This is a genomic window from Streptomyces sp. MNU76 (assembly GCF_020982545.1).
Taxonomy (GTDB): domain Bacteria; phylum Actinomycetota; class Actinomycetes; order Streptomycetales; family Streptomycetaceae; genus Streptomyces.
In genome coordinates this window covers 483,440-510,371 of sequence record NZ_JAJKLK010000006.1, presented here as the reverse complement: position 1 = coordinate 510,371, position 26,932 = coordinate 483,440, and the positions used below count along the sequence as shown (strand labels likewise).

The window sequence follows — 26,932 nt, the reverse complement described above, 5'->3', positions numbered from 1 at the left end:
AAGAAGGGAATGGTGTGGCGGCGCCCGGGCGACGGCCGGGTGACGAACGCCTGGTCCGACGGTCGGCAGCGCGGGCGCAGCGGTTTTCGGGAGAGAAGCGGACCACGCCGCGCCGTAAGGTGTCCCCCGCTGTGGATAACCTCAGGGGTGCCGTGTGAGCGGTGTGACGATGTGACTGCTGTGGCCATCGGGGCTGTGCCGGAGGAACGCGGCTGAGTAAGTTCCGGTGGGGAAGTCGACCGGGTAGTGGAAATCGGGGAGCTGGGCGCAATGGACGCGAACGACGAGGACTCGAACGCCCGGCGAGTGCCGGACGAGCCCGAGGACGACGCGGCCTCCGTGCGCGATACGCCGCCGAAGGGTCCGAAGAGCCAGCCGCCCCGTGAGGCAGCGACGCGGGCGCCGCACCCGTCCGAGTCCTCGGAGCCGCTCGTGGGGTCGCCGTCGGAGGCGTCCTCCCCCTCGCGGCCGGAGCGGATAGCAGAGCCGGCGCAGCCGGCCTCCGGTATCGCCGCGCTGACCCTGCCGTACCAGATCGCCGTGGCGCTGGTGCTCGCGATCGTGGCGGTGGCGACCTGCGCGCATCTCGGGCTGGTGTTCCTGCACATAGCCCCCTCGAACACACTGACGAAGCAGCATGGCCGGGCAGTCGACGAATGGGTCTACCCGGAGTTCGAGCAGAACTGGAAGCTGTTCGCGCCGAACCCGCTGCAACAGAACATCGCGGTGCAGGCGCGCGCCGAGGTCCGCACGGCCGACGGTGAGGTGCGGACCACCGGCTGGTACGACCTGTCGGCGCTGGACGGCGCCGCGATCGACCACAATCCGGTGCCCAGCCACACCCAGCAGAACGAACTGCGCCGTGCCTGGGACTTCTACACCGCCACGCATGACGGCGAGCACCGCGCCACCTCGTCGCGCGGTGATCTGTCCGAGCGCTATGTGCGTCGCATCGTCGTGATGCGCCTCGACCGTGAGCAGGCCGGCGGTCCCGGCGGAGAGATCGAGCGCATCCAGCTCCGGTCCCGTACCACCAATGTGCAGCCGCCCGAGTGGAGCGAGGAAAAGGTGTCCGACAAGCCCGTCGTCCGCGAGCTGCCCTGGTGGTCGGTGACCGGCGACGACCGGACGGACGCCGCCGCCGACGCGGCCGGTGCCGACCGTGCCGTCACCGGTCGGACGGAGGCGAGCGCCGGATGAGCTCCATGAGCCCGCCCCACCCGGTTCCGCCGGTGAGCCCCGTGGGACGCCTCGTCGCCGCGATCGGCAACGGCATCACCCGTGTCACCGATCGCGCGCTGGGCCCGTACCAGAGCGCGATCATCCGGATCGGCTTCTCGGCGACCTGGCTGCTGTTCCTGCTGCGCGAGTTCCCGCACCGGCGCGAGCTGTACGGCCCCGACGGGCCCTGGAGCTTCGAGCTGGCCCAGCGGCTGATCGCGGACAACAACGCCTTCACGGCGCTGATGTGGTCCGACAGCATGGTGTGGTTCGAGATCGTCTACGCCCTCGCCGTCCTGTCGACCTTCCTGCTGCTGCTCGGCTGGCGCACCCGCGCCGTGAGCGTCCTGTTCATGGTGGGCGTGCTCTCGCTGCAGAACCGCAGCGTCTTCATGGGGGACGGCGGCGACAACGTCATCCACCTCATGGCGATCTACCTCGTCTTCGTCCGCTGCGCCCAGGTCTGGTCGCTGGACGCACGGCGCGCACGGCGCACGCGCGAGCGTCTGGAGCGCGACGGCAGGGCGCAGGAGGATCTGGTCGGGCCCGTTCTCTGGTGTGTCCTCGGTTTCGCGCTGCTGGTGGCGACGTTCGGCGGCCTGATCCCCGGGGGCCTGCTGGGCGGCTGGCTCACCTTCTTCTGGGGTCTGTGGGCGGTGCACGGGCTGTGGTGGGTCGCCGGGCGCGTCGAATCGGACACCAAGCCGCGTGCGCTGCTCGACATCGTCGGCAATCTCTCGCACAACGCCGCCCTGGTCGTGATCATGGCCGAGGCATGCCTGATCTACGCGGCGGCCGGCTGGTACAAGATCCAGGGCTCGCGCTGGCAGGACGGCACGGCCGCCTACTACCCGTTCCACCTGGACTACTTCTCGCCCTGGGCCGCGCTCTCCGACCTGATGTCGTCCAGCGGCACGATGGTGATGCTGGTGACGTACGGGACGGTGATCGTGCAGGTCGCCTTCCCGTTCACGCTCTTCAACAGGCGGGTCAAGAACGTCCTGCTGGCGGTCATGATGACTGAGCACGCCGTGATCGCCGTCGTGCTGGGGCTGCCGTTCTTCTCGCTCGCGATGATCGCCGCCGACGCCGTCTTCCTGCCGACGCCCTTCCTTAAACGCCTGGGTGGCCTGGTGGCCCGCGCGCGTGACCGCGTCCTGCGCCGTGTGCCGCCGGGCGGCGACCCGACGATCCCGGGCCCGCGCGCCCCTGAGCAATCTCCGCTCCCCCAGGAGAAGCAGGAGAAGGAGACGGCCGAGCAGCCCCCCGTAGGCTTCACCGCATGAACGATCCGGTGAGCGCGCCAGGGGGCGAAGAGGCCGGCGGACCTGCGAGCGAAGCGGCGGGCAAACCTGAGGGCGTAGTGGCGGGCAAACCCGAGGGCATAGCGGCGAGCGAGCCTGGGGGCGGAGCGACGGCCGGACCGGTGGTGGGATCCGTTGTGGACCCGGCGAGCGGCTCATCCGCGCGTCCCGCCGACGCCTCGGCGGGCGCATCGCCCGCCTCTCCGGCCGGCGACCCCGTGCGGGCCTGGCGTCGTCTCGTCGACACCGCCGTCCTGCTCGACGGTTTTCACGCCCTCAAGCACGCCGTGCGCTTCGGCGCCGACGTGCCGGTGGCCGTCACCGTCGACCGTGCGGGGGCGCTCGCCCTCGCCGACGACCTGGCCCCGGACGTACGGGACCGGCTCGCGGGTCTCCTCCAGGAGGTCCCGGAGGAGACGTATCGGACCCTCGTGGCGCGCCCGCACCCCACCGCCGTCGCCGCCCTGGCCGCGCGCCCGGCGCGCGAGGCCCATCTGGCGGCGCTGGCCCACATGCCGCGCACCGCCCCGGTCGTCGTCCTCGACAACCCGCGCAACCTGGGCAACGCGGGGGCCGTGATCCGCCTGGCGGCCGGCTTCGGCGCGACCGGTGTGGTCACCACGGGCACCATGGACCCCTGGCACCCCACAGTGGTGCGCGGCGGGGCGGGCCTGCACTTCGCGACCGCCGTCGAGCGCCTGAGCGTGGCCGAACTGCCCCCGGGCCCCCTCTTCGCGCTCGACCCCGAGGGCGACGACATCCGGGGGCTGAAGCTCCCGGACGACGCCGTTCTCGCCTTCGGCTCCGAGCGCAGCGGTCTCTCCACCGAACTGCGCTCCCGAGCAGACCACTTGCTGTCGCTCCCGATGCGTCCCCAGGTCTCCAGCTACAACCTGGCGACGAGCGTGGCGATGACGCTGTACCACTGGAGCGCGGGGTCGGGCGCTCCCTGAGGGGCGCTCAGTGGCGTGATCCGCTACGCCTCACGGCGCACTTCGACCACCCGGAACCGGTTGGCGACGAACGCCCCGTCGCACAGGGCCGCGTTCGCCGCCGGATTGCCACCGGATCCGTGGAAGTCGGAGAACGCCGCGGTCTGGTTGACGTAGACCCCTCCCGTGAGGTTCAGCGACAGCTGCGCGCACTCCTCCAGGCAGACCTCCTCGACGGCCTCGGCCACCTCGTCGGAGGTCGTGTACGCGCCGACGGTCATCGCGCCCTTCTCGGCGATGGTCCGGCGCAGCAGGTCCATCCCGTCCGCCGCCGAGTCCACCGCGACGGCGAACGACACCGGCCCGAAGCACTCGCTCAGGTACGCGGCCTCGTCGTCGGTGCGCTCCCAGTACTTCCGCGCGCCGTCGAGCTTCACGATCACCGGCGTCCTGACGACCGCGTCCGGGAACTCAGGGTGGGTGATCTCCCGGGAGGGGAGCGCGACTTCGCCGAGGGAGGCGGCCGCTTCGAGGCGGGCCTTGACGTCGGGGTTCACGATCGCGCCGAGCAGCGCGTTCGCGCGCGCGTCGTCGCCCAGCAGGCCGCCGACGGACTTGGCGAGATCGGTGACGACCTCGTCGTAGGACTTGGCGCCCTCGTCGGTGCTGATGCCGTCGCGGGGGATGAGCAGGTTCTGCGGGGTGGTGCACATCTGGCCGCTGTACAGGGAGAGGGAGAAGGCCAGGTTGGAGAGCATGCCCTTGTAGTCGGCGGTGGACTCGACGAGCACCGTGTTGACGCCGGCCTTCTCCGTGTAGACCTCCGCCTGGCGGGCGTTGGCCTCCAGCCAGTCGCCGAAGGACGTCGAGCCGGTGTAGTCGATGATGCGGATCTCGGGGCGGGTCGCCAGGTCCTTGGCGATGCCCTCGCCGGGGCGTTCGGCGGCCAGCGCCACCAGGTTGGGGTCGAAGCCGGTCTCCGCGAGAACCTCGCGGGCGACCTGGACCGTGAGGGCGAGCGGCAGCACCGCGCGCGGGTGGGGCTTCACGAGCACCGCGTTGCCGGTGGCGAGGGAGGCGAACAGGCCCGGGTAGCCGTTCCACGTGGGGAAGGTGTTGCAGCCGATGACCAGGGCGATTCCGCGCGGGACGGGCTTGAAGCTCTTGGTGAGCGCGAGCGGGTCGCGCTTGCCCTGGGGCTTGCTCCACGCCGCCTCGTCGGGGGTGCGGACCTGCTCCGCGTACGCGTAGGCCACCGCCTCCAGGCCACGGTCCTGGGCGTGCGGGCCGCCGGCCTGGAACGCCATCATGAACGCCTGGCCGCTGGTGTGCATGACGGCGTGGGCGAACTCGTGGGTGCGGTCGCTGATGCGCTTGAGGATCTCCAGGCACACCGCCGCGCGCGCCTCCGCGCCCGCGTCGCGCCACGCGCGCTGCCCGGCCTTCATGGCGGGCAGCAGCGTGTCCACGTCCGCGTGCGGGTAGGTGACGCCCAGCTCGATGCCGTACGGGGAGGTCTCGCCGCCCACCCAGTCGTCGGTGCCGGGCTGGCCGAGGTCGAGACGGGTGCCGAGGAGGGCGTCGAAGGCGGCCTTGCCGTCGGCCATGCCCAGGCTGCCGTTCTCGCCGTACGCCTTGGGGTGCTCGGGGTGGGGCGACCAGTACGCGCGGGTGCGGATCGCTTCCAGGGCCTGGTCGAGGGTGGGCCGGTGCTGGGCGATCAGGGCGTGCGCGGACGGTTCGGCGGCCATGCTTGACCAACTCCTCACGTCAGGGGCTCTTCATCGAGCTCTGACCTGGGCAGGAATGAATTTGGGGGGTGGCGCGAAGCGCCTCGTGCAGGGTGGTGGTGGGCGACGGGCGGGCGGACACGGCTAGAGTAACCGAACGATCGGTCGGGACAAGGGGGTCCGCCGCATCTGTGGACAACCCCGTGCGGGAGGATCGCGCACATGACAGCACTCGACCTCAGCAGCCCCGTGGCCGTCGTCGGCACCGGCACCATGGGCCAGGGCATCGCCCAGGTCGCGTTGGTCGCCGGCCATCCCGTACGTCTGTTCGACGCCGCCCCCGGTCGTGCCCGGGAGGCTGCCGAGGCTATCGGCGACCGGCTCGACCGGCTCGTCGCGAAGGACCGCATGACGGGCGCGGACCGGGACTCCGCGCGCGCCCGGCTGCACGCCGCCGAGAGCCTCGCCGACCTCGCGGACTGCGGCCTGGTCGTCGAGGCCGTCCTGGAGCGGCTGGACGTCAAACAGGAGCTGTTGCGCGCCCTGGAGGACATCGTCGGCGAGGACTGCCTGCTCGCCACCAACACCTCCTCCCTGTCCGTCACGGCCATCGGCGGTGCCCTGCGCAACCCGGGCCGCTTCGTGGGCCTGCACTTCTTCAACCCCGCGCCGCTGCTGCCGCTCGTCGAGGTCGTCTCCGGGTTCGCCACCGACGTCACCTCGGCCACGCGCGCGTACGAGCTGGCGCGCGTCTGGGGCAAGACGCCGGTCGCCTGCGCGGACACCCCCGGCTTCATCGTGAACCGCATCGCACGGCCGTTCTATGCGGAGGCCTTCGCGGTCTACGAGGCGCAGGCCGCCGAGCCCGTCACCATCGACGCGATCCTGCGGGAGTGCGGCGGCTTCAGGATGGGCGCCTTCGAACTGACCGACCTCATCGGGCAGGACGTCAACGAGTCCGTCACCCACTCCGTCTGGCAGGCGTTCTTCCAGGACGTGCGCTTCACGCCCTCGCTCGCCCAGCGACGGCTCGTCGAGTCCGGCCGGCTCGGCCGCAAGACGGGACAGGGTTGGTACGACCACACCGACGGCGCCGAGCGCCCCGAGCCGCACACCGCCGAGCCGGTGCCCGCGCCGGCGTACGTCGTCGTCGAGGGCGACCTCGGCCCCGCCTCCGACCTGCTCACCCTGATCCGGGAGGCGGGCATCCCCGTCCGTGAGGACGAGGAGGACCACGGCACCCGGCTCGTCCTGCCGAGCGGCGGCCAGCTGGCCCTCGCCGACGGGCAGACCTCGGTGGAGTTCCGGGACGTCGTCTACTTCGACCTGGCGCTCGACTACCGCAGAGCCACCCGGATCGCGCTCTCCGCCTCCCAGGACACCTCACCGCAGACCCTCACCGAGGCCACCGGCCTCTTCCAGGCGCTCGGCAAGGACGTCAGCGTCATCGGGGACGCCCCCGGCATGATCGTGGCCCGCACGGTGGCACGGATCATCGACCTCGCGCACGACGCCGTCGCCAAGGGCGTGGCCACCAAGGAGGACATCGACACGGCGATGCGGCTGGGCGTCAACTACCCGCTGGGGCCCTTCGAATGGAGCCGCAGGCTGGGCCGGAACTGGGCGTACGCCCTCCTGGACGATCTGCACCTGCGCGACCCGTCCGGGCGCTACGCGCCGTCCCTGGCGCTCTACCGCCACGCATACGCCTCCGACAAGCGGGAGGGCACCTCCTCATGACCACCGCCAAGCGCGACACGTACACCCCGGAGACGCTGTTGTCCGTCGCCGTCCGGGTCTTCAACGAGCGCGGCTACGACGGCACGTCCATGGAGCACCTGTCCAGGGCGGCCGGTATCTCCAAGTCGTCGATATACCACCACGTCACCGGCAAGGAGGAGTTGCTGCGCCGGGCCGTCAGCCGGGCACTGGACGGCCTCTTCGGGATCCTCGACGAGGAACCGGCGCGCGAGGGGCGGGCGGTGGAGCGCCTGGAGCACGTCGTCCGGCGCATGGTCGAGGTGCTCATGAACGAGCTCCCCTACGTGACCCTGTTGCTGCGGGTGCGCGGCAACACCGACACCGAGCGCTGGGCGCTGGAGCGGCGCCGCGACTTCGACCACCGGGTCGCCGAGCTGCTGAAGGCGGCGGCGGCCGACGGGGATGTCCGGGGTGACGTGGAGGTGCGGCTCGCTACCCGGCTGGTCTTCGGGATGATCAACTCGATCGTGGAGTGGTACCGGCCGGACGGGCGGGGCATGGGCGAGCGGGAAGTGTCCGACGCCGTGGCGCACCTGGTGTTCTCGGGGTTGCGCGCCCAGGGGTGAGCCGTCCTCGGTGGGCGCCCCTCGGTGGGCCCGGTCGGTGAGCGCCCCTCGGCGCCTGCGTGCGCCCGCGTGCCGTCCGGCGGGACAGCCCGGCCCTCGGGTGGCTCAGCCCTCCGGTTCCACGTCCTCCTCCTCGAACACCAGCAGCGTCCGGGTGCTGAGCACCTCCGGGATGGCCTGGAGCTTGGTGAGGACGACCTCGCGCAGGGCTCTGTTGTCCGAGGTGTGCACCAGCAGCAGAACGTCGTAGTCGCCGCCCACCAGCGCGATGTGGGCGGCGCCGGAGAGCTGGCGCAGCTGGTCGCGGACCGTGCGCCAGGAGTTCTGCACGATCTTGAGGGTGATGTAGGCCGAGGTGCCCTTCCCGGCGCGCTCGTGGTTCACGCGCGCCCCGAAGCCCCGGATCACGCCGTCCTCGATGAGACGGTTGATGCGTGCGTAGGCGTTGGCGCGGGAGACGTGGACCCGTTCGGCGACCGACCGTATCGAGGCGCGGCCGTCGGCCTGCAGCATGCGCAGGATGTCCTGGTCTATGGCGTCCAGCGGTCGAGGGGGCGACAGGGCCGGGCCGTGCTCCGGAGGCTCGGCCATTTGTTCAGGTGCCATGTGCCCCCGCCTCCCTACCATGGACGTACTGCGTTCATTTGAGGCTGTGCAGAACCGTTTGTCCACAGCCTCAGGGTGCCTGTAGCCAAAATGCGCCAACGACCGAACAATCGGTAGGTGAGACGCGTCACAACCGTGCCGCGTCCCTGAGCCACTCCCACGAGGAGGTGCCGTATGACGGTCATGGAGCAGCGGGGCGCGTACCGCCCGACACCGCCGCCCGCCTGGCAGCCCCGCACGGACCCCGCGCCGCTGCTGCCCGACGCCCTGCCCTACCGCGTGCTCGGCACGGACGCGGCCGCCGACGCCGATCCCGCGCTGCTGCGCCGGCTCTACGCCGAGCTGGTGCGCGGCCGTCGCTACAACACCCAGGCCACGGCCCTGACCAAGCAGGGCAGGCTCGCCGTCTACCCCTCCAGCACCGGCCAGGAGGCCTGCGAGGTCGCCGCAGCGCTCGTTCTCGAGGAGCGGGACTGGCTCTTCCCGAGCTACCGCGACACGCTCGCCGCCGTCGCCCGCGGCCTCGACCCCGTCCAGGCGCTCACCCTGCTGCGCGGCGACTGGCACACCGGCTACGACCCGCACGAGCACCGTGTCGCCCCCCTGTGCACGCCCCTTGCCACCCAGCTCCCGCACGCCGTGGGCCTCGCGCACGCCGCCCGCCTCAAGGGCGACGACGTGGTGGCGCTCGCCCTGGTCGGCGACGGCGGCACCAGCGAGGGAGACTTCCACGAGGCCCTCAACTTCGCCGCCGTCTGGCAGGCCCCTGTGGTCTTCCTCGTCCAGAACAACGGCTTCGCGATCTCCGTCCCGCTGGCCAAGCAGACCGCCGCCCCGTCGCTCGCCCACAAGGCCGTCGGCTACGGGATGCCGGGCCGCCTGGTCGACGGCAACGACGCGGCGGCCGTGCACCAGGTGCTCGCCGAAGCCGTGGCCCACGCGCGCGCGGGCGGGGGACCCACGCTGGTCGAGGCGGTGACGTACCGCATCGACGCCCACACCAACGCCGACGACGCCACCCGCTACCGGGGCGCCGCCGAGGTCGAGACCTGGCGCGCGCACGACCCGATCGCGCTCCTGGAGCACGAGCTGACCGAACGCGGACTCCTCGACGAGGACGGCATCCGGGCCGCCCGGGACGCCGCCGAGGCGATGGCAGCCGACCTGCGCGAGCGCATGAACCAGGACCCGGTGCTCGACCCCATGGACCTCTTCGCCCATGTGTACGCCGAACCCACCCCCCAACTGCGCGAACAGGAAGCCCTGCTGCGGGCCGAGCTGGCGGCGGAGGAAGAAGGGGCGCACCGATGACCACCGTCGCGCTCAGGCCCGCCACCATGGCGCAGGCGCTCACCCGCGCCCTGCGCGACGCCATGACCGCCGACCCCACCGTGCACGTCATGGGAGAGGACGTCGGCACCCTCGGCGGTGTCTTCCGGGTCACCGACGGCCTCGCCAAGGAGTTCGGCGAGGACCGCGTCACCGACACCCCGCTCGCCGAGGCGGGCATCCTCGGCACGGCCGTCGGCATGGCCATGTACGGGCTGCGGCCGGTCGTGGAGATGCAGTTCGACGCGTTCGCCTACCCGGCGTTCGAGCAGCTCATCAGCCATGTCGCCCGGATGCGCAACCGCACGCGCGGCGCCATGCCGTTGCCGATCACGATCCGCGTCCCGTACGGCGGCGGCATCGGCGGCGTCGAGCACCACAGCGACTCCTCCGAGGCGTACTACATGGCGACCCCCGGCCTCCATGTCGTCACGCCCGCCACCGTCGCCGACGCCTACGGGCTGCTGCGCGCCGCGATCGCGTCCGACGACCCGGTGGTCTTCCTGGAGCCCAAGCGTCTGTACTGGTCGAAGGACACCTGGAACCCCGAGGAACCGCAGAGCGTCGAGCCGATCGGCCGCGCGGTCGTGCGCCGCACGGGCCGCAGCGTCACGCTCATCACCTACGGCCCGTCCGTGCCCGTCTGCCTGGAGGCCGCCGAGGCGGCCACGGCCGAGGGCTGGGACCTCGAAGTCGTCGACCTGCGCTCCCTGGTGCCCTTCGACGACGAGACGGTCGCCGCGTCGGTACGGCGGACCGGACGCGCGGTGGTCGTGCACGAGTCCGGCTCCTACGGCGGCCCGGGCGGCGAGATCGCGGCCCGGGTGACCGAGCGCTGCTTCCACCACCTGGAGGCGCCCGTGCTGCGCGTCGCCGGGTTCGACATCCCGTATCCGCCGCCGATGCTGGAACGGCACCATCTGCCCGGCGTCGACCGGATCCTGGACGCCGTGGGGCGCCTGCAGTGGGAGGCGGAGAACTGATGGCCCAGGTGCTGGAGTTCAAGCTGCCCGACCTCGGCGAGGGACTGACCGAGGCCGAGATCGTCCGCTGGCTCGTCCAGGTCGGCGACGTCGTCGCGATCGACCAGCCCGTCGTCGAGGTCGAGACGGCCAAGGCCATGGTCGAGGTCCCCTGCCCCTACGGCGGTGTCGTCACCGCCCGCTTCGGCGAGGAGGGCACGGAACTGCCCGTCGGCTCACCGCTGTTGACCGTGGCGGTGGGAGCGCCGGTCACCGAAGGCTCCGCCGGGACGCCGGGCGCGGCCCCCGCCGACGCGCACGAGGGCTCCGGCAACGTGCTGGTCGGCTACGGCACCGGGGCGGCCCCGGCACGCCGCAGGCGGGTACGGCCGGGCGAGACGATCCGGCCCGCGGGCTCGCCAGCGCCGATGGCGGCGCTCGACTCCGTCGAGACGACGGCAGCGCCGGCCACCTCGCCCGGTCGGCCGGACGGGGCCGTTTCGGCCGCCTCCTCCGCGCGCCCGGAGAACCTCACGGCGGACACCTCCCCCGCGCGCCCGGACGGGCCCGTGCCCGTCATCTCCCCGCTCGTCCGCCGTCTCGCCCGGGAGAACGGGCTCGACCTGCGGGAGTTGCGGGGATCGGGGCCCGAGGGCCTGATCCTGCGGGCGGACGTGGAGCACGCGCTGCGGGCCGCCACGGCTCCGGCCCAGGACCCCCTGGCCGTGACCGTCACACCGACCGCGACTCCGGACTCGCGGTCCGTGCCCGCGGGCACCGCGTCCGGTACCCGTGTCCCCCTCCGTGGCATCCGTGGCGCCGTCGCCGACAAGCTCTCCCGCAGTCGGCGTGAGATCCCGGACGCGACCTGCTGGGTGGACGCCGACGCGACGGAGCTGATGAACGCCCGCACGGCCATGAACGCCGCCGGAGGCCCGAAGATCTCCCTCCTGGCGTTGCTCGCCCGTATCTGCACCTCCGCGCTGGCCCGTTTCCCCGAGCTCAACTCCACGGTCGACATGGAGGCCCGCGAGGTCGTACGGCTGGAGCAGGTGCACCTCGGGTTCGCCGCGCAGACGGAACGAGGGCTCGTCGTCCCCGTCGTGCGGGACGCGCACACCAGGAACGCGGAGTCGCTCGGCGCGGAGTTCGCCCGGCTGACCGAGGCTGCACGCACCGGCACCCTGACGCCCGGCCAGCTGACCGGCGGCACCTTCACGCTCAACAACTACGGCGTGTTCGGTGTCGACGGCTCCACGCCGATCATCAACCACCCCGAGGCCGCCATGCTCGGCGTCGGCCGCATCGTCCCCAAGCCCTGGGTGCACCGGGGCGAGCTGGCGGTACGGCAGGTCGTGCAGCTCTCGCTCACCTTCGACCACCGGGTGTGCGACGGCGGCACGGCGGGCGGCTTCCTGCGGTACGTGGCGGACTGCGTCGAGCAGCCGGCGGTGCTGCTGCGCACGCTCTGATCACCGCCTTCGTCCGTCGGGTCCGGCCGCCGGGGCGGCGCCGGACCCGACCGGGCCGGGAACGCGCGGCCTCCCCCGTTCCCAGTGATCGTGGAGGCCCGCATACTCGGAGGGTGACCGCGTACGAGCCCCCTGGGGACCCCGATACCGACGTGTTCGACACCGTCGTGCTCGCCGGTGGTGCCGCCCGGCGGCTCGGCGGCACGGACAAGCCCGCCGTGCGCGTCGGCGGACGGGCCCTGCTCGACCGCGTGCTGAGCGCCTGCGCCGGGGCCGGGACGACCGTGGTCGTCTCCGACCCCCGGCCCACCGCGCGGCCCGTCCTGTGGGCCCGCGAGGAACCCCCCGGCGGCGGCCCGCTCGCCGCGCTGGACGCCGGACTCCGGCACACCACCGCGCCGTACGTCGTCGTTCTCTCCGCCGACCTGCCTTTCCTGGATGAGAAGACGGTACGGCGACTGCTCGACGCCCTCAGGGCCGACGAGGGGACCGCCGACGGTGTCCTGGTCACCGACCCCGACGGCCGTGACCAGCCGCTCGTGGCCGCCCACCGGGCCGAGGCCCTCCGCCGCGAGCTCGTGCGGCTCGCCGACGAGCACGACGGGCTGACGGGGCTCCCCCTGCGGCGGCTGACCGCCGCACTGCGCCTCACCCGAATCACCGACCCCCTCGCGTCCTTCGACTGCGACACCTGGGACGACATCGCCGCCGCCCGCGCAAGGATCAGGGAGCATGGCCACGTGTTGGATGAATGGATTTCCGCAGTCAAGGACGAGCTGGGGATCGACCTCGACGTCGACATCACCGAGCTGCTCGACCTCGCCCGTGACGCCGCCCACAGCGTGGCCCGGCCCGCCGCCCCGCTGACCACCTTCCTCATCGGCTACGCCGCCGCCAGGGCCGGGGGAGGCCCCGAGGCCGTCACCGAGGCCGCGCGCAAGGCCTCGGCCCTGGCTCTACGCTGGGCCGACGAGGCCACTCCCGAGGCCGGGCCGGGTGCCCTGCCCGAAGCCGCCCCGGCCGCCCAGCCCCACCCCGGGCCCGGCGCCGGCCAGGACACCGGCCCGGCCGCCGGATGACCGCCCAGGACGCCGAGGAGCTCGACGTGGAGGAGGCGCTGGCCGTGGCCAACGACAGGCCCGTCCGGGGACCGGCCGAGCCGCGCTCCTCCCGCGAGACCCCCACGACCGGTCAGAACGGCGCGCACCGGACCAAGGACGATTCTCACCACCGGGCCACTTCCTGGCCCGAGGCCCGGGCCGTCGCCGAACGCGCCGCCCGCTCGGCCGGGCGCAGGGACCCCGTGTCGGTCACCGTCGACAAGGCGCTCGGTCTCGTGCTCGCCGCCCCGCTCACCGCCCTCACCGACCTTCCCTCCTTCGACACCTCGGCGATGGACGGCTGGGCGGTCGCGGGCCCCGGCCCCTGGGCGGTACGCGAGGACGGTGTGCTGGCGGGTCACGGTGAGTCCGTCCGGCTCACGGACGGAGAGGCGGTCCGGATCGCCACCGGCGCCCGTATCCCGCCGGACACGACCGCCGTCCTGCGCAGCGAGCACGGCCGCACCGACGACAAGGGGCGACTGCACCCGACCCGGGACCTCGCCCACGGGCAGGACATCCGGCCACGAGGCCAGGAGTGCCGCAACGGCGACCAACTGCTGCCGCTCGGCACGCAGATCACCCCGGCCGCGCTCGGGCTCGCGTCGGCCGCCGGGTACGACACGTTGAGCGTGCTCCCCCGCCCACGCGTCGAACTGCTCGTCCTGGGCGACGAACTGCTCACCGAGGGGCTCCCTCGCGAGGGCTCGATCCGGGACGCCCTCGGACCGATGCTGCCCTCCTGGCTCCGGGCACTGGGCGCCGAGGTCACCGCCGTACGCCGCCTCGGCGACGACGCCGACGCCCTGTACCGGGCGATGAAGAAGTCCTCCGCTGACCTCATCGTCACCACGGGCGGCACGGCGTCCGGACCCGTCGACCATGTCCACCCCACCCTGCGCCGTGTCGGGGCCGAACTCCTCGTCGACGGGGTGAAAGTGCGCCCGGGCCACCCCATGCTGCTGGCCCGGACCAAGCCGGATCAGCACCTCGTCGGGCTGCCCGGTAACCCCCTGGCCGCCGTGTCCGGACTGTTCACGCTCGCCGAGCCGCTGCTGCGCACCCTCGCCGGGCGCGCCGCCCCGGAGCCGTACACGATGCCGCTTCGGGAGGCGGTGCACGGGCACCCGTACGACACACGGCTCGTGCCGGTCAGTCTGCGGGGTGATGACGCCCTTCCGTTGCACTACAACGGTCCCGCTATGCTCCGCGGAATCGCCACCGCCGATGCCCTCGCCGTCGTACCGCCGGGCGGCGCTCGTTCCGGCCAGGAGCTGGAACTGCTCGATCTGCCCTGGGTGACGGCAGGCATCCAGGTGTGTTTCACGTGAAACGTCGATACGGCCCACCGGCCTTGCGACCCACGGTGTTTCACGTGAAACAAAAGGCAGTCGGGGGCGGAGTGCAGCCAGGGGATGTACGCCGAAACGGGGAGTGTTTCACGTGAAACTTCCGGGCCAGGACGCGATCGCCCGCAACGCGGACGAGCGTCACGTGACCCACCAGGTGAGACTGCCGAAGCGAGAGGTCGAGCGGCCGATCCGTCAGGTCGGCAAGCGGCTGGCGATGGCCTTGTTCCTGCTGGTCGCCACCGCCTTCATCGTCTATGCCGACCGCGAGGGGTACAACGACAGCTCCGACGGTTCAGTGGATATGCTCGACGTGTTCTACTACGCGACCGTCACCCTCTCCACCACCGGATACGGCGACATCACCCCGGTCAGCGATGCTGCCCGGTTCACCAACATCTTCGTGATCACGCCGTTGCGTGTGCTGTTCCTGATCATTCTGGTCGGCACCACGCTGGAGGTTCTCACGGAGCGCACGCGCGAGGAATGGCGACTGAACCGCTGGAGGGCGGCTTTGAGGGAGCACACCGTTGTCGTCGGCTGGGGGACGAAGGGGCGGTCGGCGGTCCAGACCGTCTGCGCGACGGGTCTGAAGAAGGAGCAGATCGTCGTCGTGGACCCGAGCTCGAAGGCCGTCGAGGCGGCGACCTCCGAGGGGTACACGGGGGTCATCGGGGACGCGACCCGCAGTGATGTGCTGCTGCGGGCCGAGCTGCAGAAGGCGCGCCAGATCATCATCTCGACCGCGCGGGACGACACCGCCGTCCTGGTCGCGCTGACCGCCCGCCAGCTCAACCGGGGCGCGAAGATCGTGGCCGCCGTCCGGGAAGAGGAGAACGCGCCGCTGCTGAAGCAGTCCGGGGCCGATGTCGTCATCACCAGCGCCAGCGCGGCCGGGCGGCTCCTCGGGCTCTCCGTGCTCAGCCCCGCCGCCGGCATGGTGATGGAGGACCTCATCCAACAGGGCAGCGGGCTCGACATCGCCGAACGGCCGGTCATAAAGGCCGAGGTGGGGCGAGGTGTTCGGGAGACGGAGGACCTGGTGGTCAGCGTGCTGCGCGGGCACCGGGTGCTGGGCTACGACGATCCGTCCATCGGTGAGCTGCAGTTGACGGACCGGCTGATCACCATCGTCCGGGCCACCCCGAGCACGAAGATCACCCCCGAGACCAAGCACCTGCCGTAGCGGGAGCGAAAGCCGTAGCGGGAACGAAAAGGGTGGCCCCGGGATCCCGTACCCTGGGGCCACCCTCTTGCAGCGATCGCCTACTTGCGGTTGTACAGCCGCATCGTGATCGGTCCGAAGACCAGCACGAACAGGGCGGACCAGCCCAGCGTCCAGGCGAGCTCCGCAGTAGGCCACTCGCCCGCCATCAACTCGCGGACCGCCGAGGCCAGATGCGTGACCGGGCTGTTGTTGACGAATGCCTGGAGCCAGCCCGGCATGGTGCTCGGATCGACGAAGACGTTGGACAGGAAGGTCAGCGGGAAGATCACCATCATGCTGACGCCCATCACGGACTTCTCGGTGCGCAGCATGAGGCCCAACATCGTCCAGATCCACGAGAACGAGAACGAGAAGACGATGAGCAGCGCGACCCCGGCGACCACACCGACCACACCACCGTCCGGGCGGTAGCCGAGGATCATGCCGACGGTGAGCATCACCACCGACGCGATCGCGTAGCGCAGGGCGTCGCCCAGCAGATAGCCGACCATCGTCGACGGCCGCCAGATGGGCAGCGAGCGGAACCGGTCGAAGACACCCTTCTCGATGTCCGTGTTGACCGAGACGCCGGTGTACATCGTGATCATCACGACCGACATCACCAGGATGCCGGGCAGCAGGAACTGGATGTACTGCTCCGGTGAGCCGGCCAGCGCCCCACCGAAGAGGTACGTGTACATCAGCACCATCATGATCGGGAAGGCGGTGACGTCGAAGAGCTGCTCCGGTACGTGTTTGATCTTGAGCATGGCCCGCCAGCCGAACGTCAGCGAGGCCGACACGGCGCTGGGCCGCGGCGGGCGTTCCTTCGCGATGAGCAGCGCGGCGAGCGACTCGGCGCTGACGGGGGCGAGTTCCTTGTTGTCGGTGGTGGTGGCGGTGCTCATGCCGCTGCCTCGTCCTTCGTCTCAGGGGCGTCCTCGGCCTTCGTGGCCGCCTTGGTGTCGTGACCGGTGAGGGCGAGGAACACCTCGTCCAGACTGGGCTGGCCCAGCGAGAAGTTGTCGACGGTGATGCCGGTGCGGGCCAGCTCGGCGAGCGCCCGGGCGGCGGCCTCGGCGGCCCCCTGTCCGCCCGCGGATCCCGCGCCGACGCGCGCCGTCAGCGCCACCGGGTCCGGCTCGCGCTGCACGTCGGCGTCGAGGGCGAGGCGCAGCACCTCCTCGGCCTGCGGTCGCTGGGCCGCGTCGCGCAGCCGCAGATGGACGGAACCGGCGCCCACGGACGCCTTCAGCTCACCCTTCGTGCCCTCCGCGATCACCTTGCCCTGGTCGATGACCGCTATCCGGGACGCCAGCTGATCCGCCTCGTCCAGATACTGCGTGGTCAGCAGCACGGTCGTGCCCTGGGCGACCACCGCGCGCACGATGTCCCACACATGGTTGCGGCTGCGCGGGTCGAGGCCGGTCGTCGGCTCGTCCAGGAACAGCAGGTCGGGCGTGTTGAGGATGGACGCGGCGATGTCGATGCGGCGCCGCATGCCGCCCGAGTAGTGTTTGACCTGCTTTCCGGCCGCGTCGCTCAGTCCGAAGGCCTCCAACAGCTGACCGGCGCGCTGCCGGGCCGTTCGCTTGTCGTGGCCGAGGAGCCGGGCGAGCAGCACCAGGTTCTCGCTGCCGGTGAGGTCTTCGTCCACGGAGGCGTACTGCCCGGTGAGGCTGACCCGGCCGCGTACCTCGTCGGCCTCCCGGACGACGTCGTGTCCGAAGACGTGCGCCTGGCCGCCGTCGGGGCGCAGCAGTGTGGCGAGCATCTTCACGGTGGTGGTCTTGCCGGCGCCGTTCGGGCCGAGGACGCCGTAGACCGTGCCGGCGGGCACGGCCAGGTCGACGCCGTCGACGGCCCGGGTCTCGCCGAACGTCTTCACCAGACCCGCGGTCTCGATCGCGAGGCCGGATGTCTGTGCGCTCATGTTGAGATCCTTCCGCGTACGGGGCCCGTGTCCGGGGCTACGCAAGGGGAGACCGCCGGGACTGCCGGAACTCATCGGTCGCCGCGCGGGAAAAACGCGGGAAACACGATCGCGTCGGCTGCTTCGGTATCGGAGCGAAGCGCGTCGGCGAGAACCCGTGCTGCCGTGGGGTCTCCACAGTCTCTCCGATGGGGGTCGATCGCACCCCATTAGCTCGATCGTGTGATCGTCCACTTGTGAGCTTGCGGCGCCCTGGGCTGGTCGGGCCAACTGTTCGGCCTCCCCGTCGCCTTTGGCCGTACCTATATGGCCAGGTCGCGCAGGGAGCCGGCCTCCCGGGCCCGGACCACGCACGGGATGCGTGTCGCCGACCCGGGGTCGAGAATGCCGGGGACCTGAGGGTACCTCCCACGCCCTTGAGGCAGTGGGGGAGCGCCCAAGACCGTTCGGGGCGTGCGGCTGAGCGGGCTCACTCACGCTCAGCCCACAGGATCGGTAGCGTCCCTCTCATGCATGCGATCACGATTCCCGAACCCGGTGGACCCGAGGCCCTGGTCTGGGACGAGGTCCCCGACCCGGTGCCCGGCGAGGGCGAAGTGCTCATCGAGGTGGCGGCGAGCGCCGTGAACCGCGCCGACCTGCTGCAGCGGCAGGGCTTCTACGACCCACCGCCCGGCGCCTCCCCCTACCCCGGCCTGGAGTGTTCCGGCCGAGTCGCGGAGATCGGGCCCGGGGTGGCCGGGTGGAGCGTCGGCGACGAGGTGTGCGCGCTGCTCTCGGGCGGCGGCTACGCGGAGAAGGTCGCTGTTCCGGCCGGTCAGCTGCTGCCGGTCCCCTCCGGCCTCGACCTCCGGCAGGCCGCCGCGTTGCCCGAGGTGACCTGTACGGTCTGGTCGAACGTCTTCATGATCGCCCACCTGCGTCCCGGTGAGACGCTCCTCGTACACGGCGGCTCCAGCGGCATCGGCACGATGGCCGTCCAGCTCGCCAAGGCCGTCGGTGCGAAGGTCGCCGTCACGGCGGGTACCAAGGAGAAGCTGGAGCAGTGCGCCGCCCTGGGCGCGGACATCCTGATCAACTACCGCGAGCAGGACTTCGTCGAGGAGGTCCGGGCGGCCACGAACGGCAGGGGCGCGGACGTCATCCTCGACAACATGGGCGCAAAGTACCTGGACCGCAACGTCCGGGTCCTCGCCGTCAACGGACGGCTCGCGATCATCGGCTTGCAGGGCGGTATCAAGGGCGAGCTGAACATCGGCGCCCTCCTCGCCAAGCGGGCGGCGATCAGCGCGACCTCGCTGCGGGCCCGGCCGCAGGAGGAGAAGACGGCGATCGTGGCCGCCGTACGCGAACATGTCTGGCCCCTGATCGGCGGTGGCCATGTGCGGCCGGTCGTCGACCGGGAGATCCCCATGGACGACGCGGCCACGGCGCACCGGGTGCTGGAGGAGAGCGGCCACGTGGGCAAGGTGTTGCTGGTGGTGCCGTAGGAGGGCTCAGCCGGACCCGGGCCTGACTCTGTGGCCCGGCTCCGGTTCAGTACCGCCGTATGCGCAGCCCCACGAAGGCCAGTCCGAGGCCCATGCCTATGAGAATCAGGCCGCCACCGAGGGCGAGGGCCTGTAGGACGGGCTCCTCGACGGTCGCGGTGCCGGTACCGGGTGGCACGCCGGGCACGGGCAGGGCGGCGTTCTGGGAGGGTCGGGGGCGAGGGGGAGCCCGGGCCGTCCGGTTCGGCGGCGGGCTCTTCCGGGGCGTGGAGGTCTCGTCCTCCGGTTCCGCGGGGACTGCGTCCGGCCGCCCCGGCCGTTCGCGGCCTTCGCCCGCGCGGCTGCCGGCCCAGGAGGTCGCGGGGTCGGGATCGGCCGCGTACGCCGTCGGCGCGACCCCCGTCACCAGAACGACGAGCAGCCCCGCGACGAGAACCGGTCCCGTCACGCGCACCGAACGAAGCCAGGTAGCCACGCCCTCAGCGTCACACGGCACCGACCTCCCGGCATCCGGACGCATCGCACCCCTCCTCCGAGCAGACCGACCTCGACACCGCGCGGCGGCATCGGTGGGTCGGGGGCGCGGGCCGTGGCCACGTAAACGGTGGATCACCCTGTGTGGGGGGCACCAGGGTGGTGAGGTGTACGCGTGCGAGAGAATGGCGGCATGGAGATGCCGAGGAACGAACGGTCGCCCGAACAGCCCCAGATCCTGGTCGTGGGCCAGGACGGCATGGCCGTGGGCGGCGGTGGAGGCGATGAGGACTCCCGCGAGGTCCCGGTGACGGAGATGGTGGAACAGCCGGCCAAGGTCATGCGCATCGGCAGCATGATCAAGCAACTGCTCGAAGAGGTACGGGTCGCCCCTCTCGACGAGGCCAGCCGGGCCCGGCTGAAGGAGATCCACGCCAGCTCCGTCAAGGAACTGGAGGACGGCCTGGCGCCCGAGCTGGTGGAGGAGTTGGAGCGGCTCTCCCTGCCCTTCACCGACGAGGTGATCCCGAGCGACGCGGAACTGCGGATCGCCCAGGCCCAGTTGGTCGGCTGGCTCGAAGGCCTTTTCCACGGGATCCAGACGACGCTGTTCGCCCAGCAGATGGCCGCCCGGGCCCAGCTGGAGCAGATGCGCCGCGCGCTGCCGCCCGGCGTCGGCGGCCACGAGGGCGACGACGACCCGCGCACGGTCGGCCGCTCCGGCGGACCGTACCTCTAGCCACTCCTTCCGGCAGGCTCTCGGTGAGAGCCTGTGAGAGCCGTTCGGCGAAACCCCCCACCACGTACGCAAAGGGCCCGGCACACCGAGTGCCGGGCCCTTCCTACGACTGTTCCCGCCATGGCTGCGACAGGGGCGTCAGGCCGGGTTGCCCGTCGAGACCTTGAGGATGATCGAGGGCATGTCCTTGGGGTCGACGTCCTCGGAGGCGGCCGGGTACTGCTCCATGACCGTGCCCTCGCCGTACGTGTTCTCGTCGACCTTCTGGACGTCGTACTGCCAGCCCGCCGCCTGGAAGCACTTCTTCACCGAGTCGATGTTCTTGAAGGTGAAGTCCGGCAGTTCGATCTTGTCGGAGTCGTTGTACGACTCCCTGGGCTCCGTGCACTCGGTCGAGTCGATGACCTTCGACGTGTCCGGACCCTTGTGCCCCTCGACCACGGTCGGCGAGGAGGACGCGTTCGCGCCGTCGTCACCGCCCTCCGCTTCGGTGCCCGAGCTCAGGCTGAGCGCCACGATCAGACCGCCGACTGCCAGGACCGACACCGCGATCGCGCCCACGATGACGCCCTTGTTGTTCTTCCCGCCCCCGGAGTGCCCGGCCGACAGCGAGGACTGCTGGGGCGTGATGTTGTACGGAGGCGGGGTGGCCCCGCCCTGCTGCGGCGAGTACGCGGCGGTCTGCGGCGGCGTCGGGTAGCCGCCCTGCTGCGGGTAGCCGTAGGATGGGGCGGGCGTCGGAGTGGGGGCGGGCGTGGGCGGGCCGTAACCGCCCGTCGCCGGCGGCTGGTACGGCGTCTGCACGCTGCCCGACTGCGGCGCGCCCGTGTGGTCGATCGGCGGGAAGACCGCGGAGGAGACCCCCGCGCCGCTGGCCGTCTGCACACCCGGCACGATGCTCGGCGCGACGGGCTGGAGGGACGCGGCGACCCGCAGGCACTCGTCCCGCATCGCCTCCGCGCTCGGGAACCGCTCGTTCGGGTTCTTCTTCAGCGCGCGGGCGATGATGGCGTCCACGGCGGGCGGCAGGGAACGGTTGATCGAGGAGGGAACGACCGGCTCCTCCTGGACGTGCGCATACGCTATGGCCAGCGGCGAGTCCGCCTCGAACGGCAGTCGCCCGGTGGTCAGCTGGAAGAGCATGATGCCGACCGAGTACAGGTCGGAGCGGGCGTCCACGCCGCGGCCGAGGGCCTGCTCGGGCGAGAGGTACTGCGGGGTGCCGACGACCATGCCGGTCTGCGTCATCGACGTGACACCGGACTGCATGGCGCGGGCGATGCCGAAGTCCATGACCTTCACGACGTTGCGCTTGGTCATCATCACGTTGCCCGGCTTGATGTCCCGGTGGACCAGGCCCATCTCGTGGCTGATCTCCAGCGCCGCCAGCACATCCGCGGTGATCTTCAGTGCCTTGTCGGACGGCATGGCGCCGAGCTGGGCGACATCCGCGTCGAGCACCGAACCGAGCGGCTTGCCCTCGATGTACTCCATGACGATGTACGGCGTCGTCATGCCGTCCAGATCGTCCTCGCCGGTGTCGAACACCGACACGATGTTGGTGTGGGTGAGCTTCGCCACGGCCTGCGCCTCACGGCGGAAGCGCTCACGGAAGGCCTGTTCGCGGCCGAGGTCGGTGTGCAGTGTCTTGATCGCGACCTGTCGGTCGAGCACCGAGTCGTACGCGAGGTGGACGGAGGCCATGCCGCCCTCGCCGAGCAGGTCACGCAGTTGGTACCGGCCACCGGCTAGCGACCGCCCCGCGTACCGGCCCTGTGCGGCGTCCTGGCTCATCTTCCTGCGTCCCCCATCGGCGCGCGCGAAAGCAGCTGGTGTGGCTCCCGCGATCGGTGATCCCTGATGATTCCGGTGATCCTTTGTGCTATTCCCGGCCAAGTCTGCCCCAGGGCACTGACACGTCAAGCGCGGTGCCCGATCCGTGACCGTACGCGAAAGAAGCGTCGCGGAAGCGTTACAGGGGGCGTACGCCCGGTACACAGAACTTGCACGAGTGCGCGCGCTGCGGGTTTCATGGCCGATCAACCTTTGAATCCACCTTGAATCCGTCGTGAACCCGTCGCGCATCCAACCCGGACCGGCCTCTTGCGTGAAGGCTGTAGCGTGGCCGACGGAGACCGTAACAAGTACCGCGCGGACCGCGGGCAGAAACGACGGCGAGGACTGATGGCACAGCAGCAGCGCTCTCAGGGCCCGTCCGACCCCGAGGCGACTGGCGGCGGCATGTCGGACGCGCCGGAGTTGTGGGGCAACGGCGGGCTGGTAGGTGACGGCCGGTACCGGATGACCCACAGACTCGGCCGGGGCGGTATGGCCGAGGTGTTCGCGGCCGAGGACGTACGTCTCGGCCGGACGGTCGCGGTCAAACTGCTCCGCTCCGACCTCGCCGAGGACCCCGTGTCCAAGGCCCGCTTCACGCGCGAGGCACAGGCCGTGGCCGGCCTCAACCACCACTCGATCGTGGCGGTCTACGACTCCGGTGAGGATGTCGTGAACGGCACCCCGGTGCCGTACATCGTCATGGAGCTGGTCGAGGGCCGCACCATCCGGGACCTGCTGCTCAACGCCGAGGCCCCCGGCCCCGAGCAGGCGCTGATCATCGTCTCCGGTGTGCTGGAGGCGCTCGCGTACTCGCACCAGCACGGCATCGTGCACCGTGACATCAAGCCGGCGAACGTCATCATCACCACGAACGGCGCGGTGAAGGTGATGGACTTCGGCATCGCCCGCGCCCTGCACGGCGCGTCCACGACGATGACGCAGACCGGCATGGTCATGGGCACGCCGCAGTACCTCTCCCCGGAGCAGGCGCTCGGCAAGGCCGTCGACCACCGCTCCGACCTGTACGCCACCGGCTGTCTGCTCTACGAACTCCTGGCGCTCCGGCCGCCCTTCATCGGCGAGACCCCCCTTTCGGTGGTCTACCAGCACGTCCAGGACATCCCGGTGCCGCCCTCCGAGACCTCGGAGGGGGTGGCGCCCCCGGAGCTCGACGGGCTGGTCATGCGCTCCCTCGCCAAGGAGCCGGACGACCGGTTCCAGACGGCCGAGGAGATGCGCGGCCTCGTCCAGTACGGCCTGCAGATGCTCTACGACCAGGGCGGCCACACCGGCACCTGGAACACCGGGCCCGTCGCCATGCACGAGGGCCGGCACACCCCGCCGGGCGGTATGTCCGGTACGGCGGTCATGCCGCACCCGGGGGAATCGGGAACCTCGCAGATCCCGCAGCCGATCCTGCCGGGGTACGGCGGCGGAGGCCGGGACGACGGCGGTTTCGAGGGCAACGGCAACCGGGGCAGCGGCCGCGGCAAGCTGTGGATCCTCGCCGTCCTCGCGGTGATCGCCATCGCGGCGGGCGTCGCCCTGGCGCTGAACAACAAGGGCGACTCCGGCGGCGGCAACGGGACCACGAAGTCCCCGACGGCCACGACGTCCAGCAAGGACAAGGACACCAGCGAGTCGCCCACCGACGAGGCGACCGAGGAGCCCACGGACGACTCCACCGACTCGAACAACGGCGGCGGCTACACCCCGTCGTACACGCAGCAGCCGAGCTCCAGCCCGTCGCCGACGCAGAGCCAGCCGTCGGAGGAGCCGACGACCGACGAGCCCACGTCGGAGGAGCCGACCACCGAGGAACCGACCGACGAACCGACCGACGAACCGACCGACGACAGCAGCGGCGGCGGTGACGCGGGCGGCCTGCCGGGCGGCATCGGCGGCGAAGCGGGCTGACCACGATGGAGAGGGGTGCGCCGGGGTGGAACTCGCCCGGCGCACCCCTTCGTCGTGCAGCGCGCGCCGCGTCGGCTCACTCCACGAACGCCTCGCGCACCGCGGCGTACTCCCGTGTCCACCACACCACCAGCGCCGAGGCCGCAGGGAACTGCGGGTCGGCGCGCGTGTCACCGCGCTCGTAGTGCCAGCGCAGCATCCAGAAGTCGTTGAGCCGCTCCCACCACACACGGTGCACGGCCGCCGCGAGTTCGGCCGGGGCGGCGCCCGCGGAGCGCCGGTACGCGCGCGCGTAGGCGCGCACCTTCGCCAGGTCGAGGGCGCCGACGGGACGGACGAAGAAGATCACCGCCGCCCGGACCGCCTCCTCCGCGCGCGGCCGCACACCGAGCCGGTCCCAGTCGAGGATCGCGGCCGGCACCTCGGGGACGTCGTCGCGGTAGAGCACGTTGTAGGGGTGGAAGTCGCCGTGCACCCAGCCCACCGGGCCACCCCTGGGCGGCCGCCGGTCCGCGTGCCGTTCCAGCAGGCGGCGGCGCTCCAGCAGCCGGTGCCGGGCGAGCGCGTCGAAGGGGGCGGCCGGGTGGTGGTGGCGTACCCGGTCGAGCAGATCGTCGATGAGGGCGAAGGTCTGCGCGGGATCGGCGCTCTCGGTCCCGACGGCCCCGGCATCACCGGCAGCACCGGTACTTCCTGGAGGCCGCCGTGCCTCCCGGGCCCGCCGCTGCGCCGGGATCAGCCGCTTCCGCGCGGGTGAGACCGTCTCCTTCACGGACGCGCCCGGCTCCTCCGGCGTCGGCATCACCCGTTCCAACGAGGCGTGCACGACCCCCAGCAGCGCCCCCAGGCGGGCGCACTGCCCGGGGGTGAGCTGGCCGCCGTGCCGGTGGCGCCCCTCGATCCACGGGTGCAGGGCGTAGGCGTGGCCGGCGACGACCGTCACCGTGCCCCCGTCCCGGCCCATCAGCGGCGGGGCGACGGGAACGCCCAGGTCGGCGAGGCACTGGGTGGCCCGGTGCTGGCGCAGGATCGCGGCCGGGTGGGCGGTCTCGGGGTCGAAGTGGTGCTTGAGGAAGTACCGGCCGCGGGTGGTGCGGAGTCGGTAGCCGCGATTGAGAAGTCCCTCGTCCACGGGTTCACAGGCCAGCACGGAACCGGCGGCGTACTGCTCCAGCAGGGGGCCCAGAGGGGGCGTGTGGAGCACAGGGGGTGGTACAGATGAGCGCGGCACGCGCCAGATGTTAGGGCACGCGCCACGCTGCTGACCTCACGCTTGTCACACACAGTCGTTACCGATCACCGAGTGCATGGATCCGAACTCCGAATCGACGCGCAGACATACGGGCCGGGCGGACGCCGCGCCCGGGGCGGAGCAGGGCACTCCCGCCCGCTTCACGGATGGAGCAACTTGCGCCACCGATCTCGCGGCCCGTATCCGGCGAACTCTTCCCGTGGCCGGGGTGGCCGGGATAACGTGCCGGTGTTCCGGCCCCCTGCCAGGCTGTAGCCAGTGCTGTGACCAGCAGCTGTTCCCGACAGACGCGAACTACTTGGACCCCCTAGTACCGAATTACTTGGAAATCCAAGGAAAATCGCAGGTCAGTAGGGGTTTCACAGGAATGTGGCGCACTGGGTAACGTGCCTCGTGCAGGGCGCTCGCCGGGGCACCTGTCACGTCTGTTCCCGGCCAAGGGCACCCACCCCGTGCACGGGCACCGGGATCAGGCGAGCCGCACTGGTCACCCGGCAACCCCGGGGGCCGGACCGACGGAGGAGCACACGTGACCGTGGAGAGCACTGCCGCGCGCAAGCCGCGACGCAGCGCCGCAGGCAAGACCGGCACCACCGGCAGCAAGGCGGCCGGCACCAGGCGCGCCACTGCGAAGAAGCCGACCGACGCCCAGCCCGAACTCGTCCAGCTGCTGACGCCCGAGGGCAAGCGCGTCAGGAACGCAGAAACCGCGGCGTACGACCCGTTCGTCGCGGACATCACCGCCGACGAGCTGCGCGGCCTGTACCGGGACATGGTGCTGACCCGTCGCTTCGACGCCGAGGCCACCTCCCTGCAGCGCCAGGGCGAGCTGGGCCTGTGGGCCTCGCTGCTCGGCCAGGAGGCCGCCCAGATCGGATCCGGGCGGGCCACCCGCGAGGACGACTACGTCTTCCCGACCTACCGCGAGCACGGCGTCGCCTGGTGCCGCGGCGTCGACCCGACCAATCTGCTCGGCATGTTCCGCGGTGTGAACAACGGCGGCTGGGACCCGAACAGCAACAACTTCCACCTCTACACGATCGTCATCGGCTCCCAGACGCTGCACGCCACCGGCTACGCCATGGGCGTCGCCAAGGACGGCGCCGACTCGGCGGTCGTCGCCTACTTCGGTGACGGCGCCTCCAGCCAGGGCGACGTCGCCGAGGCGTTCACCTTCTCCGCGGTCTACAACGCGCCGGTCGTGTTCTTCTGCCAGAACAACCAGTGGGCCATCTCGGAGCCCACGGAGAAGCAGACCCGCGTCCCGCTCTACCAGCGCGCCCAGGGCTTCGGCTTCCCGGGCGTCCGCGTCGACGGCAACGACGTCCTCGGCTGCCTCGCCGTCACCAAGTGGGCGCTGGAGCGCGCCCGCCGGGGCGAGGGCCCCACCCTGGTCGAGGCGTACACCTACCGCATGGGCGCCCACACCACCTCCGACGACCCCACCCGCTACCGCCACGACGACGAGCGGGTGGCCTGGGAGGCCAAGGACCCGATCGCGCGTCTGCGCAGCTACCTCGAGTCCGAAACGGACACGAACGAGGGATTCTTCGCGGAACTCGAAGCGGAGAGCGAGGCGTTGGGAAGGCGAGTGCGCGAAGTGGTGCGTGCCATGCCCGACCCGGACCACTTCGCCATCTTCGAGAACGCGTACGCGGACGGCCACGCGCTCGTGGACGAGGAGCGCGCCCAGTTCGCGGCGTACCAGGCGTCGTTCGCCGATGTGGACGAAGAGGAGGGCAAGTAGCG

Annotated in this window: 22 protein-coding genes; 15 read left to right on the top strand and 7 right to left on the bottom strand. The window is 71.4% G+C overall.

The window, feature by feature from the left end:
* Nucleotides 1-270: 270 nt before the first annotated feature.
* The 3 genes from E4N62_RS17600 to E4N62_RS17590 all read left to right on the top strand — a co-directional run bounded on the left by E4N62_RS17600 (nucleotide 271) and on the right by E4N62_RS17590 (nucleotide 3,478).
* Nucleotides 271-1,200 carry a DUF5819 family protein gene (locus tag E4N62_RS17600; protein WP_230215483.1) on the top strand — a complete coding sequence of 310 codons (930 nt, stop codon included), beginning with the start codon at nucleotides 271-273 and terminating at the stop codon, nucleotides 1,198-1,200.
* Nucleotides 1,197-2,507, top strand: a complete 1,311-nt coding sequence (locus E4N62_RS17595; RefSeq protein WP_374117007.1) for an HTTM domain-containing protein — start codon at nucleotides 1,197-1,199, stop codon at nucleotides 2,505-2,507. Before E4N62_RS17600 ends, E4N62_RS17595 begins: the two co-directional genes overlap by 4 nt.
* Before the next feature lie 236 nt (nucleotides 2,508-2,743).
* On the top strand, nucleotides 2,744-3,478 hold the full coding sequence (locus E4N62_RS17590; RefSeq protein WP_230215574.1) for an RNA methyltransferase: 735 nt from the start codon (nucleotides 2,744-2,746) through the stop codon (nucleotides 3,476-3,478).
* 23 nt (nucleotides 3,479-3,501) lie between these two features.
* Here the strand turns inward: E4N62_RS17590 and paaN are convergent, their stop codons facing one another.
* Complete coding sequence (paaN, locus tag E4N62_RS17585; protein WP_230215482.1) at nucleotides 3,502-5,208, bottom strand: phenylacetic acid degradation protein PaaN; 1,707 nt, start codon at nucleotides 5,206-5,208, stop codon at nucleotides 3,502-3,504.
* Between the two features lie 201 nt (nucleotides 5,209-5,409).
* On the opposite strand from paaN, the gene E4N62_RS17580 reads away from it, so the two are divergent.
* Nucleotides 5,410-6,927 carry a 3-hydroxyacyl-CoA dehydrogenase gene (locus E4N62_RS17580; protein ID WP_230215481.1) on the top strand — a complete coding sequence of 506 codons (1,518 nt, stop codon included), beginning with the start codon at nucleotides 5,410-5,412 and terminating at the stop codon, nucleotides 6,925-6,927.
* Nucleotides 6,924-7,514 (top strand): TetR/AcrR family transcriptional regulator, encoded by a 591-nt coding sequence (locus E4N62_RS17575; RefSeq protein ID WP_230215480.1) that lies wholly within the window; start codon nucleotides 6,924-6,926, stop codon nucleotides 7,512-7,514. Before E4N62_RS17580 ends, E4N62_RS17575 begins: the two co-directional genes overlap by 4 nt.
* A gap of 105 nt (nucleotides 7,515-7,619) precedes the next feature.
* Here the strand turns inward: E4N62_RS17575 and E4N62_RS17570 are convergent, their stop codons facing one another.
* Nucleotides 7,620-8,105: an Lrp/AsnC family transcriptional regulator gene (locus tag E4N62_RS17570; protein WP_230215573.1), complete on the bottom strand. Its 486-nt coding sequence runs from the start codon at nucleotides 8,103-8,105 to the stop codon at nucleotides 7,620-7,622.
* Between the two features lie 189 nt (nucleotides 8,106-8,294).
* On the opposite strand from E4N62_RS17570, the gene pdhA (E4N62_RS17565) reads away from it, so the two are divergent.
* From pdhA (E4N62_RS17565) to E4N62_RS17540, 6 genes are all read left to right on the top strand, one after another.
* Complete coding sequence (gene pdhA, locus E4N62_RS17565; protein ID WP_230215479.1) at nucleotides 8,295-9,431, top strand: pyruvate dehydrogenase (acetyl-transferring) E1 component subunit alpha; 1,137 nt, start codon at nucleotides 8,295-8,297, stop codon at nucleotides 9,429-9,431.
* The gene (locus tag E4N62_RS17560) at nucleotides 9,428-10,432 is read left to right on the top strand and encodes an alpha-ketoacid dehydrogenase subunit beta (RefSeq protein WP_230215478.1); all 1,005 of its coding nucleotides are present in this window, start codon (nucleotides 9,428-9,430) and stop codon (nucleotides 10,430-10,432) included. Before pdhA (E4N62_RS17565) ends, E4N62_RS17560 begins: the two co-directional genes overlap by 4 nt.
* Nucleotides 10,432-11,883 (top strand): dihydrolipoamide acetyltransferase family protein, encoded by a 1,452-nt coding sequence (locus E4N62_RS17555; protein WP_230215477.1) that lies wholly within the window; start codon nucleotides 10,432-10,434, stop codon nucleotides 11,881-11,883. Before E4N62_RS17560 ends, E4N62_RS17555 begins: the two co-directional genes overlap by 1 nt.
* 113 nt (nucleotides 11,884-11,996) lie before the next feature.
* On the top strand, nucleotides 11,997-12,962 hold the full coding sequence (locus E4N62_RS17550) for an NTP transferase domain-containing protein (protein ID WP_230215476.1): 966 nt from the start codon (nucleotides 11,997-11,999) through the stop codon (nucleotides 12,960-12,962).
* Nucleotides 12,959-14,314 carry a molybdopterin molybdotransferase MoeA gene (locus E4N62_RS17545; RefSeq protein WP_230215475.1) on the top strand — a complete coding sequence of 452 codons (1,356 nt, stop codon included), beginning with the start codon at nucleotides 12,959-12,961 and terminating at the stop codon, nucleotides 14,312-14,314. Before E4N62_RS17550 ends, E4N62_RS17545 begins: the two co-directional genes overlap by 4 nt.
* A 112-nt stretch (nucleotides 14,315-14,426) precedes the next feature.
* On the top strand, nucleotides 14,427-15,518 hold the full coding sequence (locus tag E4N62_RS17540) for a TrkA family potassium uptake protein (RefSeq protein ID WP_230215474.1): 1,092 nt from the start codon (nucleotides 14,427-14,429) through the stop codon (nucleotides 15,516-15,518).
* Nucleotides 15,519-15,598: 80 nt separating this feature from the next.
* On the opposite strand, the gene E4N62_RS17535 is transcribed toward E4N62_RS17540, so the two are convergent.
* Entirely contained in the window at nucleotides 15,599-16,447 is an 849-nt protein-coding gene (locus E4N62_RS17535) for an ABC transporter permease (RefSeq protein ID WP_184906284.1), read from the bottom strand.
* Nucleotides 16,444-17,472, bottom strand: coding sequence for an ATP-binding cassette domain-containing protein (locus E4N62_RS17530; RefSeq protein ID WP_230215473.1), 1,029 nt, complete (start codon nucleotides 17,470-17,472; stop codon nucleotides 16,444-16,446). Before E4N62_RS17530 ends, E4N62_RS17535 begins: the two co-directional genes overlap by 4 nt.
* Before the next feature lie 509 nt (nucleotides 17,473-17,981).
* On the opposite strand from E4N62_RS17530, the gene E4N62_RS17525 reads away from it, so the two are divergent.
* On the top strand, nucleotides 17,982-18,962 hold the full coding sequence (locus E4N62_RS17525; RefSeq protein WP_230215472.1) for an NAD(P)H-quinone oxidoreductase: 981 nt from the start codon (nucleotides 17,982-17,984) through the stop codon (nucleotides 18,960-18,962).
* Between the two features lie 46 nt (nucleotides 18,963-19,008).
* Here the strand turns inward: E4N62_RS17525 and E4N62_RS17520 are convergent, their stop codons facing one another.
* Nucleotides 19,009-19,437, bottom strand: coding sequence for a hypothetical protein (locus E4N62_RS17520; protein WP_230215471.1), 429 nt, complete (start codon nucleotides 19,435-19,437; stop codon nucleotides 19,009-19,011).
* Nucleotides 19,438-19,629: 192 nt separating this feature from the next.
* On the opposite strand from E4N62_RS17520, the gene E4N62_RS17515 reads away from it, so the two are divergent.
* Complete coding sequence (locus tag E4N62_RS17515) at nucleotides 19,630-20,175, top strand: bacterial proteasome activator family protein (protein ID WP_184906276.1); 546 nt, start codon at nucleotides 19,630-19,632, stop codon at nucleotides 20,173-20,175.
* Between the two features lie 138 nt (nucleotides 20,176-20,313).
* Here E4N62_RS17515 and E4N62_RS17510 read toward each other — a convergent pair whose 3' ends face one another.
* On the bottom strand, nucleotides 20,314-21,969 hold the full coding sequence (locus E4N62_RS17510) for a protein kinase (protein WP_230215470.1): 1,656 nt from the start codon (nucleotides 21,967-21,969) through the stop codon (nucleotides 20,314-20,316).
* 390 nt (nucleotides 21,970-22,359) lie between these two features.
* Between E4N62_RS17510 and E4N62_RS17505 the strand changes: the two genes are divergently transcribed.
* Complete coding sequence (locus E4N62_RS17505) at nucleotides 22,360-23,931, top strand: protein kinase (RefSeq protein WP_230215468.1); 1,572 nt, start codon at nucleotides 22,360-22,362, stop codon at nucleotides 23,929-23,931.
* A gap of 76 nt (nucleotides 23,932-24,007) precedes the next feature.
* On the opposite strand, the gene E4N62_RS17500 is transcribed toward E4N62_RS17505, so the two are convergent.
* The gene (locus tag E4N62_RS17500) at nucleotides 24,008-25,162 is read right to left on the bottom strand and encodes a phosphotransferase (protein WP_230215467.1); all 1,155 of its coding nucleotides are present in this window, start codon (nucleotides 25,160-25,162) and stop codon (nucleotides 24,008-24,010) included.
* A 550-nt stretch (nucleotides 25,163-25,712) separates the two neighbouring features.
* Here E4N62_RS17500 and pdhA (E4N62_RS17495) point away from each other — a divergent pair.
* Complete coding sequence (pdhA, locus tag E4N62_RS17495; protein WP_230215466.1) at nucleotides 25,713-26,930, top strand: pyruvate dehydrogenase (acetyl-transferring) E1 component subunit alpha; 1,218 nt, start codon at nucleotides 25,713-25,715, stop codon at nucleotides 26,928-26,930.
* Nucleotides 26,931-26,932: the final 2 nt, after the last annotated feature.

Excerpts from the sequence above, each read along its gene's own strand:
- E4N62_RS17530 (WP_230215473.1), bottom strand. The coding sequence starts at position 17,472 with ATGAGCGCACAGACATCCGGCCTCGCGATCGAGACCGCGGGTCTGGTG.
- E4N62_RS17525 (WP_230215472.1), top strand. The coding sequence starts at position 17,982 with ATGCATGCGATCACGATTCCCGAACCCGGTGGACCCGAGGCCCTGGTC.
- E4N62_RS17505 (WP_230215468.1), top strand. The coding sequence starts at position 22,360 with ATGGCACAGCAGCAGCGCTCTCAGGGCCCGTCCGACCCCGAGGCGACT.
- E4N62_RS17600 (WP_230215483.1), top strand. The coding sequence starts at position 271 with ATGGACGCGAACGACGAGGACTCGAACGCCCGGCGAGTGCCGGACGAG.
- E4N62_RS17575 (WP_230215480.1), top strand. The coding sequence starts at position 6,924 with ATGACCACCGCCAAGCGCGACACGTACACCCCGGAGACGCTGTTGTCC.
- E4N62_RS17545 (WP_230215475.1), top strand. The coding sequence starts at position 12,959 with ATGACCGCCCAGGACGCCGAGGAGCTCGACGTGGAGGAGGCGCTGGCC.
- E4N62_RS17570 (WP_230215573.1), bottom strand. The coding sequence starts at position 8,105 with ATGGCCGAGCCTCCGGAGCACGGCCCGGCCCTGTCGCCCCCTCGACCG.
- E4N62_RS17515 (WP_184906276.1), top strand. The coding sequence starts at position 19,630 with ATGGAGATGCCGAGGAACGAACGGTCGCCCGAACAGCCCCAGATCCTG.
- E4N62_RS17580 (WP_230215481.1), top strand. The coding sequence starts at position 5,410 with ATGACAGCACTCGACCTCAGCAGCCCCGTGGCCGTCGTCGGCACCGGC.
- E4N62_RS17510 (WP_230215470.1), bottom strand. The coding sequence starts at position 21,969 with ATGAGCCAGGACGCCGCACAGGGCCGGTACGCGGGGCGGTCGCTAGCC.
- E4N62_RS17595 (WP_374117007.1), top strand. The coding sequence starts at position 1,197 with ATGAGCTCCATGAGCCCGCCCCACCCGGTTCCGCCGGTGAGCCCCGTG.
- E4N62_RS17535 (WP_184906284.1), bottom strand. The coding sequence starts at position 16,447 with ATGAGCACCGCCACCACCACCGACAACAAGGAACTCGCCCCCGTCAGC.
- E4N62_RS17560 (WP_230215478.1), top strand. The coding sequence starts at position 9,428 with ATGACCACCGTCGCGCTCAGGCCCGCCACCATGGCGCAGGCGCTCACC.
- E4N62_RS17555 (WP_230215477.1), top strand. The coding sequence starts at position 10,432 with ATGGCCCAGGTGCTGGAGTTCAAGCTGCCCGACCTCGGCGAGGGACTG.
- paaN (WP_230215482.1), bottom strand. The coding sequence starts at position 5,208 with ATGGCCGCCGAACCGTCCGCGCACGCCCTGATCGCCCAGCACCGGCCC.
- pdhA (WP_230215479.1), top strand. The coding sequence starts at position 8,295 with ATGACGGTCATGGAGCAGCGGGGCGCGTACCGCCCGACACCGCCGCCC.